The organism is Novosphingobium endophyticum, from assembly GCF_014640675.1.
Classification (GTDB): domain Bacteria; phylum Pseudomonadota; class Alphaproteobacteria; order Sphingomonadales; family Sphingomonadaceae; genus Novosphingobium; species Novosphingobium endophyticum.
Map to the genome: position 1 here is coordinate 31,241 of NZ_BMHK01000008.1, position 20,264 is coordinate 51,504.

Annotated in this window: 22 protein-coding genes; 11 read left to right on the forward strand and 11 right to left on the reverse strand. The window is 65.1% G+C overall.

Going from position 1 to position 20,264, the window contains the following annotated elements; translation table 11 throughout:
- Window positions 1-102: 102 nt before the first annotated feature.
- Window positions 103-1,332, reverse strand: coding sequence for a tyrosine--tRNA ligase (gene tyrS, locus IEX32_RS07760; protein WP_188770164.1), 1,230 nt, complete (start codon window positions 1,330-1,332; stop codon window positions 103-105).
- 177 nt (window positions 1,333-1,509) lie between these two features.
- Here tyrS and IEX32_RS07765 point away from each other — a divergent pair, with 177 nt between their 5' ends.
- Both IEX32_RS07765 and IEX32_RS07770 read left to right on the forward strand, forming a co-directional pair.
- Window positions 1,510-2,046 carry a DOMON-like domain-containing protein gene (locus tag IEX32_RS07765; RefSeq protein WP_188770166.1) on the forward strand — a complete coding sequence of 179 codons (537 nt, stop codon included), beginning with the start codon at window positions 1,510-1,512 and terminating at the stop codon, window positions 2,044-2,046.
- Complete coding sequence (locus tag IEX32_RS07770) at window positions 2,043-3,245, forward strand: exo-beta-N-acetylmuramidase NamZ family protein (protein ID WP_188770168.1); 1,203 nt, start codon at window positions 2,043-2,045, stop codon at window positions 3,243-3,245. Before IEX32_RS07765 ends, IEX32_RS07770 begins: the two co-directional genes overlap by 4 nt.
- A 158-nt stretch (window positions 3,246-3,403) precedes the next feature.
- Here the strand turns inward: IEX32_RS07770 and IEX32_RS07775 are convergent, their stop codons facing one another.
- The 3 genes from IEX32_RS07775 to IEX32_RS07785 all read right to left on the reverse strand — a co-directional run bounded on the left by IEX32_RS07775 (window position 3,404) and on the right by IEX32_RS07785 (window position 6,037).
- A complete protein-coding gene (locus tag IEX32_RS07775) occupies window positions 3,404-4,585 on the reverse strand; it encodes a vWA domain-containing protein (RefSeq protein WP_188770170.1) in 1,182 nt (393 codons plus the stop codon).
- Between the two features lie 4 nt (window positions 4,586-4,589).
- Entirely contained in the window at window positions 4,590-5,021 is a 432-nt protein-coding gene (locus IEX32_RS07780) for a GFA family protein (protein WP_188770172.1), read from the reverse strand.
- 170 nt (window positions 5,022-5,191) lie between these two features.
- Window positions 5,192-6,037, reverse strand: a complete 846-nt coding sequence (locus IEX32_RS07785) for an AAA family ATPase (RefSeq protein WP_188770174.1) — start codon at window positions 6,035-6,037, stop codon at window positions 5,192-5,194.
- A gap of 146 nt (window positions 6,038-6,183) precedes the next feature.
- Between IEX32_RS07785 and IEX32_RS07790 the strand changes: the two genes are divergently transcribed.
- Together IEX32_RS07790 and IEX32_RS07795 are read left to right on the forward strand one after the other, a co-directional pair.
- A complete protein-coding gene (locus tag IEX32_RS07790) occupies window positions 6,184-6,900 on the forward strand; it encodes an NYN domain-containing protein (protein WP_229736240.1) in 717 nt (238 codons plus the stop codon).
- A gap of 213 nt (window positions 6,901-7,113) precedes the next feature.
- Window positions 7,114-7,632 carry a hypothetical protein gene (locus IEX32_RS07795; protein WP_188770178.1) on the forward strand — a complete coding sequence of 173 codons (519 nt, stop codon included), beginning with the start codon at window positions 7,114-7,116 and terminating at the stop codon, window positions 7,630-7,632.
- A 27-nt stretch (window positions 7,633-7,659) separates the two neighbouring features.
- Here IEX32_RS07795 and parE read toward each other — a convergent pair whose 3' ends face one another.
- A complete protein-coding gene (parE, locus tag IEX32_RS07800) occupies window positions 7,660-9,666 on the reverse strand; it encodes a DNA topoisomerase IV subunit B (protein ID WP_188770180.1) in 2,007 nt (668 codons plus the stop codon).
- 226 nt (window positions 9,667-9,892) lie between these two features.
- Complete coding sequence (locus IEX32_RS07805) at window positions 9,893-11,044, reverse strand: penicillin-binding protein activator (RefSeq protein ID WP_188770182.1); 1,152 nt, start codon at window positions 11,042-11,044, stop codon at window positions 9,893-9,895.
- Between the two features lie 40 nt (window positions 11,045-11,084).
- Between IEX32_RS07805 and rsmI the strand changes: the two genes are divergently transcribed.
- From rsmI to IEX32_RS07825, 4 genes are all read left to right on the forward strand, one after another.
- Window positions 11,085-11,912: a 16S rRNA (cytidine(1402)-2'-O)-methyltransferase gene (gene rsmI / locus IEX32_RS07810; RefSeq protein WP_188770184.1), complete on the forward strand. Its 828-nt coding sequence runs from the start codon at window positions 11,085-11,087 to the stop codon at window positions 11,910-11,912.
- Window positions 11,909-12,271: a YraN family protein gene (locus IEX32_RS07815; RefSeq protein ID WP_188770186.1), complete on the forward strand. Its 363-nt coding sequence runs from the start codon at window positions 11,909-11,911 to the stop codon at window positions 12,269-12,271. Before rsmI ends, IEX32_RS07815 begins: the two co-directional genes overlap by 4 nt.
- A gap of 233 nt (window positions 12,272-12,504) precedes the next feature.
- Window positions 12,505-13,476, forward strand: coding sequence for a glutathione synthase (gene gshB / locus IEX32_RS07820; RefSeq protein ID WP_188770188.1), 972 nt, complete (start codon window positions 12,505-12,507; stop codon window positions 13,474-13,476).
- 18 nt (window positions 13,477-13,494) lie between these two features.
- Entirely contained in the window at window positions 13,495-14,112 is a 618-nt protein-coding gene (locus tag IEX32_RS07825; protein WP_188770190.1) for a DedA family protein, read from the forward strand.
- Here IEX32_RS07825 and IEX32_RS07830 read toward each other — a convergent pair.
- The 4 genes from IEX32_RS07830 to rph form a co-directional block, all read right to left on the reverse strand.
- A complete protein-coding gene (locus tag IEX32_RS07830) occupies window positions 14,091-14,990 on the reverse strand; it encodes a tyrosine recombinase XerC (RefSeq protein WP_188770192.1) in 900 nt (299 codons plus the stop codon). The genes IEX32_RS07825 and IEX32_RS07830 overlap by 22 nt on opposite strands.
- The gene (hemW, locus tag IEX32_RS07835; protein WP_188770194.1) at window positions 14,987-16,138 is read right to left on the reverse strand and encodes a radical SAM family heme chaperone HemW; all 1,152 of its coding nucleotides are present in this window, start codon (window positions 16,136-16,138) and stop codon (window positions 14,987-14,989) included. The genes IEX32_RS07830 and hemW overlap by 4 nt, the downstream gene beginning before the upstream one ends.
- Window positions 16,139-16,147: 9 nt before the next feature.
- Window positions 16,148-16,774, reverse strand: coding sequence for an RdgB/HAM1 family non-canonical purine NTP pyrophosphatase (gene rdgB / locus IEX32_RS07840; RefSeq protein ID WP_188770196.1), 627 nt, complete (start codon window positions 16,772-16,774; stop codon window positions 16,148-16,150).
- A 126-nt stretch (window positions 16,775-16,900) separates the two neighbouring features.
- Window positions 16,901-17,617: a ribonuclease PH gene (gene rph, locus IEX32_RS07845; protein WP_188770198.1), complete on the reverse strand. Its 717-nt coding sequence runs from the start codon at window positions 17,615-17,617 to the stop codon at window positions 16,901-16,903.
- Between the two features lie 82 nt (window positions 17,618-17,699).
- On the opposite strand from rph, the gene hrcA reads away from it, so the two are divergent.
- The 3 genes from hrcA (at window position 17,700) to IEX32_RS07860 (ending at window position 19,733) form a co-directional block, all read left to right on the forward strand.
- Window positions 17,700-18,743 (forward strand): heat-inducible transcriptional repressor HrcA, encoded by a 1,044-nt coding sequence (gene hrcA, locus IEX32_RS07850; protein ID WP_188770200.1) that lies wholly within the window; start codon window positions 17,700-17,702, stop codon window positions 18,741-18,743.
- 16 nt (window positions 18,744-18,759) lie between these two features.
- Window positions 18,760-19,344 carry a nucleotide exchange factor GrpE gene (grpE, locus tag IEX32_RS07855; RefSeq protein ID WP_188770202.1) on the forward strand — a complete coding sequence of 195 codons (585 nt, stop codon included), beginning with the start codon at window positions 18,760-18,762 and terminating at the stop codon, window positions 19,342-19,344.
- 131 nt (window positions 19,345-19,475) lie between these two features.
- Entirely contained in the window at window positions 19,476-19,733 is a 258-nt protein-coding gene (locus IEX32_RS07860; RefSeq protein WP_188770204.1) for a YMGG-like glycine zipper-containing protein, read from the forward strand.
- A gap of 61 nt (window positions 19,734-19,794) precedes the next feature.
- Here IEX32_RS07860 and IEX32_RS07865 read toward each other — a convergent pair whose 3' ends face one another.
- Window positions 19,795-20,232, reverse strand: coding sequence for a basic secretory family protein (locus IEX32_RS07865; RefSeq protein ID WP_229736241.1), 438 nt, complete (start codon window positions 20,230-20,232; stop codon window positions 19,795-19,797).
- Window positions 20,233-20,264 lie beyond the last annotated feature (32 nt).

A 20,264-nucleotide genomic window follows, 5' to 3' on the forward strand; every position in this document is an offset into this window, starting at 1 on the left:
AATTGGCAAAAAATCGGTAAACCCGGCAAGAGTTTGCCGCCTAAGGATGTCTCCGGGGGCATGAACCTGCATGGGCAGGGCGCGGCAAGCGCCGGTTCCTGGTCAGATACCCTTGAGGATTCCGTGCTTTTTCTTGCCGAGGCTGAGCTTTCGGGTCGCGCCGGCGTGAACGACTATCAGCATGGCGGCGTCTTCTACGACCGAGTCGTCGAGCCGCACCGCGCCTTCCGCGATCTTGCGCTTCGCTTCACCATTGGAAGCGGTGAAGCCCAGCGCGGTGCACGCCGCGGCGAGGCGAATTCCGTCGCCGTCCACTTCGACCGTGGGCAGGTCCTCCCCGAGGCCGCCGCCGGCGAAAGTCTCGCGCGCGGTCGCTTCCGCGGCCACGGCGGCATCCCTGCCCCGGCAAAGCGCGGTCACCTCATTGGCGAGGACAACCTTGGCATCATTGATCGCGGCGCCTTCCAGCGATTCGAGTCGCGCGATCTCATCCAGCGGCAGGTCGGTAAACAGGCGCAGGAAGCGCCCGACGTCGCGGTCATCGCAATTGCGCCAGTATTGCCAGAAATCGTAGGCCGGAAGCTGGTCCTCGTTGAGCCAGACGGCGCCGGCGGCGGTCTTGCCCATCTTGGCGCCGTCGGCAGTAGTGAGCAGCGGCGTCGTGAGACCGAGGACTTCCCTGGCGTCCATGCGGCGGGTCAATTCGATACCGTTGACGATGTTGCCCCACTGGTCCGAGCCGCCCATCTGCAGCATCACGCCCATCGTCTTCGAGAGATGGCGGAAGTCGTACCCTTGAAGGATCATGTAGTTGAATTCGAGGAACGTCATCGGCTGCTCGCGTTCGAGGCGCAGGCGCACCGAATCGAATGAAAGCATCCGGTTGACGGTGAAATGCGTGCCCACTTCCTGGAGAAGCTGAATGTAGCCGAGCTGGCCGAGCCAGTCGTGGTTGTTGACCATCACCGCGTCGGTCGGGCCGTCACCGAAGGTCAACAGGCGTGAGAAGATCGTGCGGATCGAGGCGATATTGGCCTCGATCGTCTCATCCGAGAGCATCTTGCGGCTTTCGTCGCGGCCGGTGGGATCGCCGATGCGGGTGGTGCCTCCGCCCATCAGCACGATCGGCTTGTGCCCGGCCTGCTGCAGACGGCGCAGCATCATGATCTGCACCAGGCTGCCGATATGCAGCGACGGTGCCGTGGCGTCGAAGCCGATGTAGCCGGGAATGACCTGTCTGGCAGCCAGGGCATCGAGCCCCGCCGCATCGGTCATCTGATGGATGTAGCCGCGCTCGTCGAGCAGGCGGAGAAGGGATGAGCTGTAGGTCATGGCCTTGTTCGGATCGGCTAGGGTTGGTCGGAGCGGCGCGCCTAGCACGCAGGACGCGCGAAACAAAGCCGCTCGCGACTGCGCCGCACATCCGGGGCGAGTGATCGTATCGCCGCTCGGGATCGGTGACGATTGGGATTGCCTTTTGACGCCCGATGCGCCGTAGTCCCCCCGGTCATGCCCAACCTCATACACCACCCCGCCCATTCGCCCTCGCTCGTGCGCAGCGTCGAGGCGCGGTTCATCGGCTTCGACCATACCTGGGTTCGTGTACGCTGGAAGGTTCTCGGGGCGGCGAATCTCGTGGTTCCGGCGTTTTCCGGCAAGGGGAGGGCGGACGAGCTGTGGAAGACCACCTGCTTCGAACTGTTCCTCCAGGCTCCCGGCGAGGCCGGTTACGCCGAGATCAACCTCTCGCCCTCCGAGCGCTGGAACGTCTACGATTTCACCGGCCGCCGCGAAGGCATGAGCGAGCGGCCGATGCCTCGCGAACCGGACTGCGCGATGCGCCAGGGCACCGACATGGCGATCTTCGATGCCGCCATTCCTGCCGCTGGCCTCCCGCCGTACCCGTGGCGCTGCGGCATGAGCGCCGTGATCGAGGAAGGCGGCGCGAAGTCCTATTGGGCGCTGGCGCACGGCGATGCCTCCGCGCCGGATTTCCACGATCCGGCTTGCTTCACGCACGAGGTTGCGGCACCCGGTGCGCCATGAAATTCGGTATCGATCGCCTGCTGGCGGAACCTGAACTGCGCAAGCCCCTGATCGGCAGGCGCGCCGCGCTCGTCGCGCATCCCGCCTCGGTCACGCAAGGGCTCGTCCACTCGCTCGATGCCCTCGCGGCTTGCCCCGATATCACCCTGACCGCCGCTTTCGGTCCGCAGCACGGGCTCAAGGGCGACAAGCAGGACAACATGGTGGAGAGCGCCGACGAGCGCGATCCCGCCTATGGCATCCCGGTGTTCAGCCTCTACGGCGAAGTGCGCCGGCCGACGGCGGCGATGATGGATACCGCTGACGTCTTCCTGTTCGACCTGCAGGACCTCGGCTGCCGCATCTACACGTTCGTGACCACGCTGCTCTACATGCTTCAGGCGGCTGCGGCGCAAGGCAAGAGCGTGTGGGTGCTGGACCGTCCCAATCCGGCCGGCCGCCCGGCCGAAGGGACCACACTGCTGCCTGGGCAGGAAAGCTTCGTCGGGGCCGGTCCCATGCCGATGCGCCACGGCCTGACGCTGGGCGAGATGGGCCACTGGTTTATCCGCCATTTCGGGCTCAAGGTGGATTACCGCGTGATCGCCATGGAAGGCTGGCAACCCGAAAGCGCGCCCGGCTTCGGTTGGCCGGAAAGCCGGATCTGGATCAATCCCAGCCCCAACGCGGCGAACCTCAACATGGCCCGCGCCTATGCCGGCACGGTGATGCTGGAAGGCACGACGCTTTCCGAAGGGCGGGGCACCACCCGCCCGCTTGAAGTGCTGTTCGGTGCGCCTGATGTCGACGCCAGGGCCGTCCTTGCCGAGATGGAGCGGCTCGCCTCCGACTGGCTAACCGGCTGCGCCTTGCGTGAATGCTGGTTCGAGCCGACTTTCCACAAGCATCAGGGCAAGCTCTGCAATGCCCTGATGATCCATGCCGAGAGGCCGTTCTACGATCACCGCGCGTTCCGCCCGTGGCGGCTTCAGGCGCTGGCGTTCAAGGCGATCCGGAACATTATGCCGGACTATCCCATCTGGCGCGACTTTCCCTACGAGTACGAATTCGAGCGGCTCGCGATCGACGTGATCAATGGCGGCCCGGCCTTGCGCGAATGGGTGGACGATCCCGTGGCGCTACCGGGCGATCTCGACGCCATTGCCACGCGCGATGAGGCCGCGTGGCGGGAGAACGTCGGAGAACTCCTGATCTATTGACCCCCGTCTATTGACCCCGTCATCCCGGACTTGATCCGGGAACGGTGGCGGTGTTTACGCAAAGCCTCGCGGACAAGAGCCTCGCCCGGAAGAGCCTCGCCGAGAGGCCGGGCCGAACGACCGCCAGCGGTCCCGGGTCGAGCCCGGGATGACGGGGGTTACCCCTTTTTTCTCGTCAATTCCTTCATCGCCGCGTCCAGCCCGTCGAGGGTGAGCGGGAACATGGCGTCGCCGATGATCTCGCGGATCATGCGAGTCGAGCTGCTGTAGTCCCATTGCCGTTCAGCCGTGGGGTTGAGCCAGACCGTCGCCGGATAGGTCTGCATCACACGGTTCAGCCACACTACCCCTGCCTCGTCGTTCATGTGTTCGACCGAGCCGCCGGGGTGGCTGATCTCGTACGGGCTCATCGAGGCGTCGCCGACGAAGATCACCTTGTAGTCGTGGCCGTACTTGTGGAGGATATCCCAGGTCGGCGTACGCTGCGACCAGCGGCGGCGGTTGTCCTTCCATACACCTTCGTAGAGGCAGTTGTGGAAGTAGAAGAACTCCATGTTCTTGAATTCGCTGGTCGCCGCGCTGAACAGCTCTTCGACCAGCCTGATGTACGGGTCCATCGAACCGCCAACGTCGAGGAACAGCAGGACCTTGACCGCATTGTGCCGCTCTGGCCGCATGTGCAGGTCGAGCCAGCCCTGCTTGGCGGTGCCCCGGATCGTCTCGTCGAGATCGAGTTCCTCGGCCGCGCCCTCCCGCGCGAAGCGGCGCAGGCGGCGTAGCGCCACCTTGATGTTGCGGGTACCCAGCTCGCGGGTGTTGTCGAGATTGGCGAACTCGCGCTTCTCCCAGACCTTGATCGCGCGCCCGTGCTGGCCTTCACCGCCGATGCGGATGCCTTCCGGGTTGTATCCCGAATGCCCGAAAGGAGAGGTGCCGCTCGTGCCGATCCACTTGTTCCCGCCCTGGTGGCGCTTCTGCTGCTCCTCCAGCCGCTTCTTGAGCGTGTCCATGATCTCGTCCCATGACCCCAGGGACTTGATCTTCTCCATCTCCTCTTCGGAAAAATAGCGCTCGGCGACCTTTTTCAGCCAGTCCTCGGGAATCTCGACAGGTTGCTGGCCGTAGTCGGTGAAAATGCCCTTGAAGACTTTCTGGAACACCTGGTCGAAGCGATCGAGCAGTCCTTCGTCCTTCACGAACGTCGCGCGCGAAAGATAATAGAACGCCTCGGGTGTCTGCTCGATCACGTCCTTGTCGAGCGCTTCGAGCAGCACGAGGTGCTCCTTGAGCGAGGCGGGAATCCCGGCGGCGCGCAATTCGTCGACGAAGTTCAAAAGCATGGCATCAACTCGTCGGCGATGGCGATGGCGGTGGCGGCAACTGGCGCGGGAATTGCTCCAGCGCGGGATCGATCGCCGCCCACTCCGGCGCTTCATCGAGCCAGATCGCTGATGTCGGCTTGAGGTCGTGCGGCGGCTCGATAAAGCCGACCCGGACCACGCAGGCGTTCGGACGAGCGGAGTTGCGGCCGATTACCGGAGTGCCGCAGGATGGGCAGTATCCCTGCTCGACGGTATTGCCGCTCTCCGCCTCGTAACGGAACCATGACAGGTCGCCCGACAGTTCGATCGCATCGACGGCGAACAGGGCGTTGGTCGTCGCGCTTCCCGCCGCGATCCGCTGGCATTGGCGGCACCAGCACTGGCGCACCCATTGTGCTTCCCCGGTTAGCCTTGCGGTAACGGCACTGCAGTTGCAGCGTCCGGTGTAAGTCATGCATTTTCTCCGATTCTGGAATGATGCCCCATTCAAAATGAGTCGTCATCCCGGACTTGATCCGGGACCGCTGGCTGTCTTTAGGCAGGCTCTCCCGGCGAGGCATTCCCATGCAAGACCGTGCGTAAACACCGCCTCCGGTCCCGGATCAAGTCCGGGATGACAGTGAATCAGTTCCCCCGTCTTGCCATGAACGCGAGCCTCTCGAACAGCATCACGTCCTGCTCATTCTTCAGAAGCGCGCCGTGCAACGGCGGGATCGCCTTGGTCGGGTCTTGCGCCTGCAGCACGTCGAGCGGCATGTCCTCGTTCAGCAGCAGCTTGAGCCAATCGAGCAGTTCGCTGGTCGAAGGCTTTTTCTTAAGCCCCGGCACGTCGCGCAGTTCGTAGAAGATCTCCATTGCCTTGCGCACCAGCGTTTTCTGGATGCCGGGGAAGTGGACGTCGATGATCGCTTCCATCGTCTCGCGATCGGGGAACTTGATGTAGTGGAAGAAGCAGCGGCGCAGAAAGGCGTCGGGCAGATCCTTCTCGTTGTTCGACGTGATGACCACGATCGGGCGGTCGACGGCCGCGATATGCTCGCCGGTCTCGTAGACGTCGAAGGCCATGCGATCGAGTTCGGCCAGAAGGTCGTTGGGAAACTCGATGTCGGCCTTGTCGATCTCGTCGATCAGCAGGACGGGAAGCCGTTCGGAGGTGAAGGCCTCCCACAGCTTGCCCTTGCGGATGTAGTTGGAGATGTCATGCACCCGCTCGTCGCCGAGCTGGCCGTCGCGCAGGCGCGCCACCGCGTCGTATTCGTAGAGCCCCTGGTGCGCCTTGGTGGTCGACTTGACGTTCCAGGTAATCAGCGGCGCATCCACGGCGCGGGCGATTTCCTCGGCCAGAACGGTCTTGCCGGTGCCCGGCTCCCCCTTCACCAGCAAGGGACGGCGCAGATGGACCGCCGCGTTGACCGCGACCTTGAGGTCCTCGGTCGCCACGTAGCTGCTGGTGCCCTCGAAACGCTGCATCAATCATTCTCGCATAACTTAACTGTCCGATTAACCCCTATTTGGTGCGCCGCAGCATGGCAAGACCGATTGCGGAACACGGGAACGATGGACATCCTCGCGCAGGCGTTGCAAATCCCGGCGAAAGCATTCGAGAGGAACCGAAATTGTCTGAACGCAAACCCCGAGAGAGCAGCAACATCGCCCTGCTGATCGACGCCGACAACGCCTCGCCGGCCACGCTGGACCCGGCGCTGACGATCCTCGGCGATCTCGGCACGGTCAATGTCCGGCGGGTCTACGGCAACTGGAGCAAGGTGGCGCTCAAGGGCTGGTCGCAGCTCGTCCATCGGCACGCGCTCGAGCCGCAGCAGCAGTTCGACCTGACCAAGGGTAAGAACGCCACCGACATGAAAATGACGATCGACGCCATGGACCTGCTCTATGGCGGGCATGTCGACGGGTTCGGGCTGATGACCAGCGACAGCGATTTCATGCCGCTCGCCATCCGCATCCGCCAGAATGGCACGCCGGTTTACGGCTTCGGCTCGTCGCGCACGCCGGAGGCTTTTCGCGAGGCCTGCACGCGCTTCATCGATCTCGAAGCGCTGCCGGGCGACGAGGAAACCCCGGGCACTGGCAAGGGCACCGCTACGCCGATCGACGAGGAACTGATCAAGCTGCTCAGCGATGCCTGGAAGGCCAGCAAGCGCGATGACGATGGCTATGCCAGCCTGTCCGAAGTCGGACAGCGCGTGGCGAACCGGTCGAGCTTCGATGCCAGGAGCTATGGATTTTCGCGGCTGTCGGAACTGGTGCAGAGCCTGCCGAACTTCGCCACCGAGAAACGGGAGAGCGGGCTGTTTGTAAGGCGGTTGCGGTGAACTGTTACCATTAACAAACTGAAAGTTGACAGCATCACCGGTTGGGACAAGTTACCTGCTGCGGTGCTCTTTGAGTGCCGCTTCTAAAGGGGGATTTCGATGCGAACGATTTTTCTTGCGGGCTGCGGCCTGCTGCTTGCCGCTGCGCTGCCGATTCATGCTCAGGACGCGGCAGTTGTGGAGGCACCCAAAACACCGATCTTGTAGGCGGCGGTGGTCGCACCGGCGAGCGAAGACAACATACTGCGTGCGGGAGCCGAGGTTCCCCTGCTGACACGCGAGGAACTGACGACGAAGAAAAAAAAGCTTCGTGTCGGTCAGCGTTTTCAGATGGAAGTGGCGAGCAATATCGAGCGCAATGGAGTGGTGGTCGTTCCGGCAGGAACCCCAGCGGTGGGTGAGATCACCGAAGTGCGCAACAAAGGGATGTGGGGCAAGTCGGGCTACATCAACGCCCGAATTGTCTCGCTGCGTCTGGGCGATCGGCACATTCGCCTGACGGGTACTTTCGACGATAAGGGTGTGACCGGAACTGGCGGCGTTGTGGCGGCGGTTGCTCTTGTACCGATCGCCGGCTTCTTCACTACAGGCACCAGCGCAATGATCCCTACGGGTTCAGCAGTGAAGGGTTTTCTTGACGAGGACATCGTCTTCCGGACCGTTGCTGTTCAGCCGAAGGTGGTGGATGTCCCCGTTGCCGCCGCGCAAGCTTCCGAAATAGCGCCTGAGTAAGGCATGATCCGGAGCTGATCGGTTCGCCTACGCATCGATCAGCTCCGGATCGATCTCCCCCGCGCGGTTCTGGATGAACATGAAGCGGTGCTCCGGATTGCGGCCCATCAGCCGGTCGACGAGGTCTTTCACTGCAGCGCGCCCTTCATATTCGGGCGGCAGGGTTATGCGGACGAGCGAGCGCGTGGCCGGGCTCATGGTCGTCTCGCGCAATTGCTGCGGGTTCATTTCGCCGAGGCCCTTGAAGCGGCCGACTTCGACTTTCCTGCCCTTGAACATGGTCGCTTCCAGTTCGGCGCGATGCGCATCGTCGCGGGCGTAGGCTGAGGTCGAGCCCGCGGTCAGGCGGTAGAGCGGCGGCTGCGCGAGGTAGAGGTGGCCGCGCCGCACGACCTCGGGCATTTCCTGGAAGAAGAACGTCATCAGCAGCGTGGCGATATGAGCGCCGTCCACGTCGGCGTCGGTCATGATGACGATGCGGTCGTAGCGCAGGTTGTCCGGATTGCAGTCCTTGCGGCTGCCGCAGCCGAGCGCCAGCAGGAGGTCGGCGATCTCCGCGTTGCCGCGGATCTTGTCTGCGGTGGCGCTGGCGACGTTGAGGATCTTGCCGCGGATCGGCAGGATCGCCTGCGTCTTGCGGTCGCGCGCCTGCTTGGCGCTGCCGCCCGCGCTGTCGCCCTCGACGATGAACAGCTCGGTCTCGCCACTGCCTTCGCCCGAGCAGTCGGTGAGCTTGCCCGGCAGGCGCAGCTTGCGCGCGTTGGTGGCGGTCTTGCGCTTGACCTCGCGCTCCGCCTTGCGGCGCAGGCGGTCGTCCATCCGCTCCATGACCGCGCCGAGCAGCGCCTTGCCGCGATCCATGTTGTCGGCAAGGAAGTGGTCGAAGTGATCGCGCACGGCGTTCTCGACCAAGCGCGCGGCCTCGGGGCTGGTCAGGCGATCCTTGGTCTGGCTCTGGAACTGCGGCTCGCGCACGAAGACCGAGAGCATGACTTCGCTGCCGGTCACCACGTCATCGGGCGTGATGTCCTTGGCCTTCTTCTGGCCGACCAGATCGGCGAAGGCGCGAATGCCCTTGGTCAGCGCGGCGCGCAGGCCCTGTTCGTGGGTGCCGCCATCGGGCGTGGGGATCGTGTTGCAGTACCAGGAATAGGAACCGTCGGAGTAGAGCGGCCAGGCGATGGCCCATTCGACGCGGCCCTGTTCGATCCCGCCCTCGCTGGGGGCAAAGTCCTGCGAGCCCGAGAAGAACTGGCTGGTGACGCATTCGCGGCCGCCAACCTGTTCGGCAAGGTGATCGGCAAGGCCGCCGGGAAACTGGAACGTGGCTTCGGCCGGCACATCCTCCGCCGCCAGGGACGGCGAGCATTTCCAGCGGATTTCCACGCCCGCGAAGAGATAGGCCTTGGAGCGCACCAGCTTGAACAGGCGCGCGGGCTTGAACTTCTGGTCGCCGAAGATCTCGCGGTCGGGCGTGAAGGTGACCGAAGTGCCGCGCCGGTTGGGCGCCGCGCCGATCTTCTGCAAGGGGCCGAGCGTCTCGCCGCGGGAGAATTCCTGCGCGAATAGCTCCTTGTTGCGGGCGACTTCGACGCGGGTCTTCACAGAAAGCGCGTTGACCACGGAAATGCCGACGCCGTGAAGGCCGCCTGAAGTTGCGTAGGCCTTGCCTGAGAACTTGCCGCCCGAATGGAGCGTCGAAAGGATCACCTCGAGCGCTGATTTGCCCGGATACCTCGGATGCTCGTCGACCGGAATGCCGCGCCCGTTGTCGGTGATCGTCAGGCGGCCAGCCGTACCGGGCTCTTCTTCCAGCAAGACTTCGATGCGATTGGCATGGCCGGCAACCGCTTCGTCCATCGCGTTGTCGAGAACTTCGGCGGCAAGATGGTGCAGCGCGCGTTCGTCGGTGCCGCCGATGTACATGCCGGGGCGCCGCCGGACAGGCTCAAGCCCCTCCAGAACTTCGATAGCGGAACCGTCGTAGGATTCACCGCCGGCGGACGGAAGCTTGTCGAACAGGTCATCGGACATGCCCCATCCTATACGGTGCGGAGGAATCCGCGATCAAGCAGGCCTTGACGCTTATCCGCAGGCGTCGTCATCATCCCGGACTTGATCCGGGACCGGGCGCGGTGTTTACGCACAGCCTCCCGGAGTGCCGCGTCGGAGCCTGCGCGAGAGATCCCGCCGAACGGGCGCCAGCGGTCCCGGATCAGGTCCGGGATGACGACGTTGTAATATACATAATATACCGGCGCTATTCGCCGAAGCGGGCCGGGGCAGGGCTCACGACCTTGACCGCGCCCTTTTCCACCTCGCGCACTTCCAGCGCCCGCTCGATCAACCCGCCGCGCGTGAAGCGGAACGGGCCATCGAGGCCGAGGAACCCGCCGCCGCCGGTCAGCTCCGAGGTCGGGAAGCTGCGGCCGACCCTCCATTCGCGCGCGACGCGCAGCGTGAGCAGCACGGCATCGTAGCCGAGCGTCGCGATGCGCGCGGGCTGACTGCCGAAACGGCTGCGGTAACTCTTGGCGAACTGACCGAAACGCTGGTCGGAAACGGTGGCAAACCAGGCGCCGCTGAGGGCGGGCGTCGTGGAAACCACGCGCTCCCCGCTCCACAGTTCGGTGCCGAGCAGGCGGACGGACGCCTTTGCCCCTCCCGCCTTGAACTGCGTCGCTGCCCTGTTCGACAGACTGCCGCCATCGGCGATCAGGAGCGCGTCGTAGCCGTCCTTGGCCTTGATGCGCTGGGCTGCGGCATTGATCGAGGCGGCGGTGCGATCATACGGTTCCATGGCAATGACGCTGCCGCCATTACCGCGCACCGCGGATAGCAGGGCACTGCTGGCGCGGTCGCCGTACTCGCCCCGGGGGATCAGCGCGGCGAAGCTGGTGATTCCCTTCGAGCGGGCAAATTCGACGGTCCGACTCACCGACTGCCCGGGCAGGTTGCCCATGATGAAGACGTCCTTGGACGCGGCCTCCTCGTCATTGGAGAACGAGATCAACGGCACCTTGGCCTGGCGCGCCACTCCCGAGACGGCGGGAATGTTGTCGGAAAGGAGCGGGCCAAGGATCAGCTTGTTGCCGTCGGCGATGGCGCGCCGGGCCGCTTCGGTCGGATTCGCGGAAGTGTCGTAGGTCGTTACTCTGAGGTTTGTAGCGTTCGTATCGAGCAGCGCCATGTTGGCGGCATTGGCGATCGACTGGCCGACCACACCGTTCGCGCCCGAGATCGGCACGAGCAGGGCCACGCGATGATGTTCGGTATCCTCGGGGATCTCGCTCGGCGTCGGCGTCGGGGTGGGCGCCGGCGGGGTCGCCTTGGGGACGATGGTACAGGCGCTGAGCGCCGCCATGGCCGCCGCTGCCAGAAGATTGCGTCGGTTCAGGCGTTTGTCGAACATGCTTGCCGCTCCCGCAGTGCTTGGGCCATGAGTCCCCGCGATGGAACACACTCTTTCGCCGGGCCTCTACATAGTGGCAACCCCCATTGGCAATCTGGGCGACATAACGCACCGAGCGGTCGAGGTATTGCGTGGTGCGGGCGCCATAGCCTGCGAGGACACGCGCGTCACCGGAAAGCTGCTTCATCATCTGAATATCAAGCAGCGCATGATCCGCTACGATGACCATGCAAGCGAAAGCGACCGCGAGCGGTTGCTGGCTCTGATGGAAACGCAGCCGGTTGCGCTGGTGAGCGACGCGGGAACGCCGCTGATCTCCGATCCGGGCTACCGCCTCGTGCGCATGGCACGTGAGCGCGGCATTGCCGTGACGAGCCTGCCGGGAGCAAATGCGGCGGTGATGGCGGTGACGCTTTCCGGCCTTCCCAACGACCGTTTCCTGTTCGCCGGCTTCCTGCCCGGCAAGGCGAAAGCGCGCGAAGCGGTACTGGCGGAGCTGGCGCCGGTTCGCGCGACGCTGATCTTCTACGAAACCGCGCCGCGACTGGAAGCGTCGCTTCAGGCGATTGCGGCCGTCCTGCCGGGCCGTGACGTCGCCGTGGCGCGGGAACTCACCAAGAAATTCGAGGAATGCCGGACCGGCCTGCCCGAAGAGTTGATCGCGCATTTCGCGCAGCATCCGCCCAAGGGGGAAATCGTGCTGCTGGTCGCTCCGCCATCGAACGAGCCTGCCGGTGACATCGACATCGATGCGCTGCTGCGCGCGGAACTCATGGAATCGAAGACGTCGCAGGCGGCGGCAAAAGTGGCGCGGGCGACCGGGCTTGACCGCAAGATGCTTTACGCGCGGGCGCTCGAACTCAAGTGAGCAACCGCAGAACGCGAGCGGAACAGCGCGGCCGGCGCGGCGAGGCACTGGCGGTCTGGTCCCTGCGCCTGACGGGCTGGCGTGTCCTCGCCCGCCGCGCCAGAACCCCGCGCGGCGAGGTCGATATCGTCGCGCGGCGCGGCAGGGTGATTTGCTTCGTCGAAGTGAAATGGCGGGCCAGGGCGGCCGAGCGCGAATCGGCGATCGATTCCTATCGCCTGCGCCGCGTCGCCGCCGCTGCTGAGGCACTGGCGGCACGCTACGCGAAGCCCGGCGACGATCTGCGCTTAGACGTCCTGCTGCTCGCGCCGGGTCGTTGGCCGCGTCGGATCGTCAATGCGTGGCAGCCGGGGACCTAAGGCAGGAAGGCCCGTCATCCCGGGCTCGACCCGGGACCGCTGGAGGTGTTTACGCGCAGCCTCGCGGCGGAGGTTCTCTCACGAGAGGGCGTGCCTGAAGGCGGCCAGCGGTCCCGGCGTTCGCCGGGATGACGGTCGCCATCATCATTGCCCTCATCGGACCAAAACCGGTCGCGCCGGATCGCAATTCCGACTAAGCCGCCCCCGAACAGCAACCTCCAGGATCAGTACCCATGACTCTACGCGTCGCCGTCCAGATGGACCCGCTCGAAAGCATCAACATAACCGGGGACTCCTCGTTCGCGCTGATGCTGGCGGCGCAGGCACGCGGGCATACGCTGTTCCACTACGATGTGCGCACGCTGGCCTATGACACCTCACAGGGCGCTGGCGGGAGGATGACCTGCTGGGGCGCGCCGGTAACCCTTCAGCGCGTCGAGGGTGCGCATTTCACGCGCGGCGAATACCGGCTGATCGACCTTGCAAGCGACGTCGACGTGGTATTGATGCGTCAGGATCCGCCTTTCGATCTCGGCTATATCACCGCCACGCACCTGCTCGAACGGCTTGCCGGGCAGACGCTGGTGGTCAACGATCCGGTGTCGGTGCGCAATGCGCCCGAGAAGGTCTTCGTGCTCGACTTCGCCCGCTTCATGCCGCCGACCTTCATAGCCCGGCGGATCGAGGACGTGCGCCTGTTCCAGCAGCGGCATCCGGGCGACCTCGTGATCAAGCCGCTCCACGGCAACGGCGGCAAGGCGGTGTTCCGCGTTCCCGCCGACGGCAGCAATCTGGGCGCGCTCGTCGAGATGTTCCAGAATGCGTGGGCCGAGCCTTTCATGGTTCAGCCCTTCCTTCCGGACGTGAGCGAAGGCGACAAGCGCATCGTGCTGGTCGACGGCGAGTTCGCCGGGGCCATCAACCGCAAGCCGGGCGAGGGCGAGTTCCGTTCCAATCTCGCGGTAGGCGGGTCGGCGGAGGCGTGCGAACTCACTTCGGCGGAAGAGGAAATCTGCGCGACGCTCGGGCCGGAACTCAGGGCGAGAGGACTGGTTTTCGTTGGCATTGACGTGATCGGTGGCAAATGGCTGACAGAAATCAACGTGACTTCGCCCACAGGCATCGTGGCGATCGACCGGTTCAACGGGACCGATACCGGTGCACGGATATGGGACGCGATAGAAGCGCGCCACGCGGCGCTGTAACCCGGCGCGAGGCGGGCCATGGCTGAATGGATATACGAGATCGTCCGGCAGGGCGGCTATCTCGGCATCGTGTTCCTGATGGCGCTGGAAAATATCGTTCCGCCCATCCCGTCCGAACTCATCATGGGGCTGGGCGGGATCGCGGTCGCGCGCGGACACATGGAATTCTGGCCGCTGCTGCTATGGGGAACCGTTGGGGTCACCATCGGCAACTACATCCTGTTCTTCATGGCGGACCGGCTCGGCTACGAACGGCTACAGCCTTTCGTCGAGCGCTGGGGACGCTGGCTTACGCTTGAGTGGCACGATATCGAAGCCGCCGGGCGCTTCCTGCGGCGGAACGGTCACTGGGTCGTTTTTGCCCTGCGGTTCGCGCCGATATTCCGGACGGTGATTTCGATACCCGCCGGCCTTGCGCACATGCCGCATGTCAAGTTCCTGATATTCACCGCGGCGGGTGCCGCGATCTGGAACGCGCTGCTGATTCTGGGCGGGCAATGGCTTGGCCGTGCGCTGTCCGCCGCGGAAGGGTTTCTGGGCTGGATGACGCTGGCGTTCGTGGGGGCCACGCTCGCCGCGTATCTCTGGCGCGTCGTGCGCTGGAAACCGCGCGATCAGTCCTGCTCGCGCGGGTGAGCGCTGCGGTAGACGTCGAGCAGCGTGGCCGCATCCACCTTGGTATAGATCTGCGTGGAACCCAGCGAGGCGTGTCCCAGCAGTTCCTGCAGTGAGCGCAGGTCCGCGCCGGCGCCCAGCAAATGCGTGGCGAAGCTGTGGCGCAGGGCGTGCGGCGTTGCCGTGGCCGGCAGGCCGAGCGCCACACGAGCCCGCGCCACGGCCTTCTGCACCATGCCCTGCGATAGCGGACCACCCTTGGCGCCGCGAAAGAGCGCGCTGTCCCGTTCCACGCTCCAGGGGCATTTGGCGACATAATCGGCGACGCCTTCGCGCACGATCGGCAGCAGCGGAACGATCCGCTGCTTGCCGCCCTTGCCGGCGACCATCAGGGTTTCGCCGAGGGGCAAAGCCGAGCCGGTGAGCGACAGAGCCTCGGCAATGCGCAGCCCCGCGCCGTAGAGCAGCAGCAGAACGGCACGGTCGCGCGCGCCGATCCACGGCTCGCGCGCTTCCTCCTCGACCGTGAAGGCCAGGTTCACCGCCTCGTCGGGCGTGACCGGGCGCGGGATGCCTTTCTTGACCCTCGGCCCGCGTAAGCGCGGCGGTACAGCGTCGGGGACGCCGGCTTGCTCACGCGCGAAAGCCAGGAATGCCCTGAGCGCGGATAGCTCTCGCGCGGCCGAGACATTGCCGATCCCGTCCTGCCGCCGCGCCGCCAGTTGCCGCCGCAGCGCCGCAGCCTCGAGCCGGGCGAGCGTCGGCCAGTCGGCATCGCCAAGGCTGTCGAGCAGCCGCGAGGCCGCGGCGAGATAGGCGCGAACCGTATGCGGGCTGCGCCGCCGCGCTTGCGTCAGATGGCCGCCCCAGGCTTCGAGGATGTCCGCCTTTGCGCTCACGTTTCGACGAGTTCCCCCGGCACCAGTTCGCCGAGCAGCGCGTCGAGCAGCGGCATCCCGGCTTCGGTGACGCCCAGACGCGCGCCATCTCGCCAGACGAGCCCTTGTCGGTCGTAGAACTCGGCCTTTGCATGGTCGCACAGCGCCGGACGGTCGAGACCGAAACGGGACGCCATGACGTCTAGGTCGACACCTTCGCGCAGGCGCAGGCCCATGACCATGGCTTCGGAGGCTTGCTCGCGGCGGCCCAGCGGCCGCTCCTCGCTGATACCGTGGCCCTGTTCGGCGATGGCCGAGAGCCAGTTCTCGGGCTTGCGATGGCGGACCGTCGCCGCGCCTGCGCGCCGCCCGTGGGCACCGGGACCGATGCCGCTGTAGTCCTGATAGCGCCAGTATGTGAGATTATGCCGGCTCTCCTCGCCGAGGCGGGCGTGGTTGCTGATCTCGTAGGCCGGCAGCCCCGCCGCTGCCGTCGTCTCCCGCGTCAGCGTGAACATGTCGGCGCAGGCATCGTCGTCGAGCGGGGCGAATTCGCGCTGGCGAACCATTGTCGCAAAGCGCGTGCCCGGCTCGATGGTGAGCTGGTAGAGCGACAGATGGCCGGTCCCGAAGGACAGCGCGCGCGTGAGTTCCTGCCGCCACTGCTCCACCGTCTGGCCGGGGCGTGCATAGATCAGATCGAACGAGACGCGCGCGAAGTGACGCTGGGCAACGTCGAGCGCGGCAAGACCTTCGCGCGCATCATGGAGCCGCCCCAGGAAACGCAGGGTCTCATCCTCCAGCGCCTGCAGGCCCAGGGAAACGCGGTTGACACCCGCGCTGGCCAATTCCGCGTAGTTAGCCGCTTCAACCGACGAGGGATTGCCCTCCAGCGTAATCTCTATTCCGCTGGACAGACCCCAGAGCCTGTCCGCCTCCTCGAGCAGCCGCGCGACGAGCGCGGGGGGCATCAGCGAAGGCGTGCCCCCGCCGAAGAAGATCGAATCCAGTGCCTCGCCCCCGGCCATGGAGTGCTCATGGCGCATGTCGGCAAGCAGCGCGTCCTGCCACCGTGCATGATCGACGGAGGCGCGGACATGGCTGTTGAAATCGCAGTATGGGCACTTCGCCAGGCAGAAGGGCCAATGGATGTAAAGGGCTCGGGCCATCGCGAAGTTCTAGCCGCCAAACTGCTCCGCGACCAGCTTGGCGAAGGCGTCGGCGCGGTGGCTGATCCGGTGCTTCTCTTCGGGATCGAACTGGGCAAAAGTCAGGTCGCCCCCTTTGGGCATGAAAACCGGGTCGTAGCCGAAGCCCATCGTTCCGCGCGGCGGCCATGAGAAGGTTCCATCGACGCGGCCTTCATAGACCGCGCTGTCGCCGTCGGGCCAGGCGATCGCGAGGACGCACGAGAACCAGCACGAGCGATCGACATCCGGCCCTTGCTCGCACAGCAGGCCCTCGACCTTGCCCATGGCCATATACCAGTCGCGGCCCGAGGGGCCTTCGAACCACTGCCGCTCGGCCCAGTCGGCGGTGTAAACGCCGGGGCGGCCATCGAGCGCGGCGACAGACAGGCCGCTGTCGTCCGCCAAGGCGGGAAGCTGTGACGCCTTGGCCGCGGCGCGAGCCTTGATGAGCGCGTTTTCGACGAAGGTCTTTCCCGTCTCGTCAGGCTCGGGCAGGCCGAGCTGGCCGGCGGACAGGCACTCGATGCCGTAGGGTGCAAGGAGGGCGCCGATTTCCTTCAGCTTGCCGGCGTTGTGCGTGGCGATGACAAGGCGTTTGGTATCGAGCTTGCGCATAAATCCTCCTTCGTCATCCCGGGCTTGCCCCGGGACCGGTGCCGGTATTTACCCACCGCCTCGCCGCACCATTTCGCCGAACGACTGCTACCGGTCCCGGCTTTCGCCGGGAGGACGGGGCGTTTGTTAGCGCCCCACGGCTTTCGCCTGCGCGGCGAAAATCCGGTCGCAGCCGATGCGGGCGAGACGCAGGAGACGCAGCAGGCCTTCCTCGTCATAGCACGCACCTTCGGCCGTCGCCTGTGCTTCCGCGATCTTCCCGCCTTCGATCAGGACGAAATTCGCATCGGCATCGGCGCTGCTGTCCTCATCGTAATCAAGGTCGAGCACCGGCGTTCCCTCGCAGATGCCGCAGGAGATCGCCGCGACGCGTCCCTCGATCGGGTCGGCAGTGATCTTCCCTTCGGCCATCAGCTTGTCGACCGCGAGGCGCAGCGCCACCCAGGCGCCCGAAATCGCGGCGGTGCGGGTGCCGCCGTCGGCCTGGAGCACGTCGCAATCAAGGACGATCTGCCGCTCGCCCAGCTTCTTCATGTCGACCACGGCGCGCAGCGAGCGGCCGATCAGGCGCTGGATTTCCTGCGTGCGGCCGGACTGCTTGCCCTTGGCGGCCTCGCGCGACCCCCGAGTATGGGTAGCGCGCGGGAGCATCGAGTATTCCGCGGTGACCCAGCCTTCGCCCTTGCCGCGCAGGAACGGCGGTATCTTTTCCTCGACCGAGGCGGTGACGAGCACGCGGGTATCGCCGAAGGAAATCAGTACCGAGCCCTCGGCATGCCTGGTGAAACCGGTCTGGATGTCGATGGCGCGCATTTCGTCAGGCGCACGGCCGGAAGGTCGCATGGGAATTCCTCGTGGTGGATTATCTCGCGCCCCTTCGCGCATTAGGCTTGAGGCCGCAAGCCCAATGCCTAAATTGCAGGCGATGTCGACACCGCCCATCACCGAGCTGACCACCCGCGCACGCGAGATATTCCGTCTCGTGGTCGAGGGGTACCTTGCCACAGGCACGCCCGTCGGGTCCAAGGCGCTGGCGGGGCCAGGCGGGGTCAATCTTTCCTCCGCCTCGATTCGGTCGGTTCTCGCCGACCTCGAAGCCTACGGACTGCTGGCGGCACCGCACACGAGCGCGGGGCGTCTTCCTACCGAAGCGGGTCTCAGGCTCTTCGTCGACGGCATCATGCAAGTGGCCGAACCCACGGCGGAAGAGCGTGCGGCGATCGAAAGCCGACTTTCCGCGCCCGGCCCCATCGAGGTGGCGCTCGAGGCGACGAGTGTGCTCCTTTCCAATCTGTCTTCGGGCGCCGGCGTGGTCATGGTGCCCAAGCGCGAACCGCGCCTGCGGCAGCTTCAACTCGTCCCGCTTGGCCCCAACAAGGCGCTGGCCGTGCTGGTGGGGGATGACGGTGCGGTGGAAAACCGGGTGGTCGAACTTCCCGCCAGATTACCCTCGGGCGCGCTGGAGGAAGCATCGAACTATATTTCGGCGCGGCTTGCCGGGCGCACGCTGGAAGAGGCGTCGCGGTTCATGCAGGCGGAGGTATCCTCGGGCAGGTCCGCGCTGGACGCCGCGAGCAGCGATCTGGTGGAGCGCGGCCTTGCGGCGTGGAGCGAAGACGCCATGCAGCGACCGGTGCTGATCGTGCGCGGACAGGCCAATCTCCTCGACGAAGCGGCGATTTCCGACCTTGAGCGTGTCCGATCGCTCCTCGACGACCTGGAAAACAAGCAGTCGGTAGCCGACCTGCTCGACATGGCGCGCGAGGCGGACGCGACGCGAATCTTCATTGGCTCGGAAAATCGCCTGTTCGCGCTTTCAGGCTCATCGGTGATCGCATCGCCCTATCGTGACCGCGAAGGGCGGGTCGTCGGCGTGGTGGGGGTTATCGGCCCGACGCGGTTGAATTATGCGCGAGTCGTCCCCATGGTGGACTTCACCGCCCAGAGCCTGGGCAAGCTCATCGGATAGCTGGAACTTTTGCATAATGACTGAAGACAAGACACAGCCGCCGGAGGATCGGGCTGCGGATCGCGCAGTGGCCGACGAACTGAAAGGTGTGCCGGAAGAAATGCTGGATAATGGCCGTGACAGTGAAGGCGAGGACGAGATCGCGAAGCTGCGCGATGAACTCGATGCCGCCAGGCAGGACGTGCTCTACGCCCGCGCCGAAACCCAGAATGTCCGCCGCCGCCTCGAAAAGGACATAGCCGACACGCGCAATTACGCGGCAACCGGCTTTGCACGCGACATCCTGTCCGTGGCGGACAATCTTTCCCGCGCGCTTTCTTCGATTCCCGCCGATCTGCGTGAGGACGAGAAGATGAAGAACCTCGTGGCCGGTATCGAAGCCACCAGCCGCGAGATCGAAAAGGTCTTCAGCGCCCACGGTATCACGCGAATTGCCGCCATGGGCTTGCCGCTCGATCCCAACCAGCATCAGGCGATGATCGAGCTTCCTTCCGACGAGGCCGAACCGGGCACCGTCGTGCAGGAAATGCAGGCCGGGTACATGATCAAGGACCGCTTGCTGCGTCCCGCCATGGTTGCTGTCGCCAAGAAGCCGGACTGACCTGGACTGAGGCCCCGCGCGCCGGGGCGACCGGGTGCAGGCCGACGACGATTCGAAGCGGGCTCGGGAACAATACGCAGGGTCTTTCCGTTGAATCAGGCAGATTACTGCTGATCTTTCGGAGACGATTCATGCGCAAGTTCATCCTACCCGTAATCGCAGCCGGGGCACTTGGGCTTGGCGCCTGCGCAGGCCACTATGCCGGCGAGGGCGCTCTCGCCGGCGGCGCACTGGGCGCTGGTGTCGGAGCAGTGACCGGCGGCGACGTCGGGACCGGGGCGGCGATCGGCGCAGCGGCCGGCGCGGCCGTGGGCTCACAGGTCGACAAGGACAAGGGCTGCTATCGCTACGACCGCTACGGCGAGCGTTATTGGGACCGCGATTGCTGAACGCAGTTGCGTAAGCCCGAGAATGGGGCGCGGGGCACACGTTGCCTCGTGCCCCATTTGTCTATGCGAGCGAGCCGTCGAACGGCAGGATGCCGCGATAGGACGCGAATGGCGGCGCACCGGGCACATGCTGTCCGCATGACAGGAGGAAGGCGTGGCGGACGATCTCCGCCTGCTGCTCGATGCCGTAGCGTTCGAGTTTCCAACCCGGCTTGAGTGCGTATTCGTAGCGACACAGCGGATGGCGCATCAGCGGCAGGTACCACCGCCCCCGGGTCTGGGCCTGCCAGACATGGGTCATCTCATGGATGAAAAGCCCTTGCATGGCGTGCGGCGCGAGGGAGAAGTCGTTCGCGTAGCGTTCGCAACGCGGGTGGAAGTGGATATGCCCGCATGGCGCCATGACCGTTTCGACGGGCTGAAACGGAAACCAGCGCCTGCGTTTGATCCTCACAGTGGCAAGATCGACGGAACTGCCAAAGACCGATCTGGCGAGCACGATCTCGCCGGAAGTCAGGCCGCGCTCGCCGC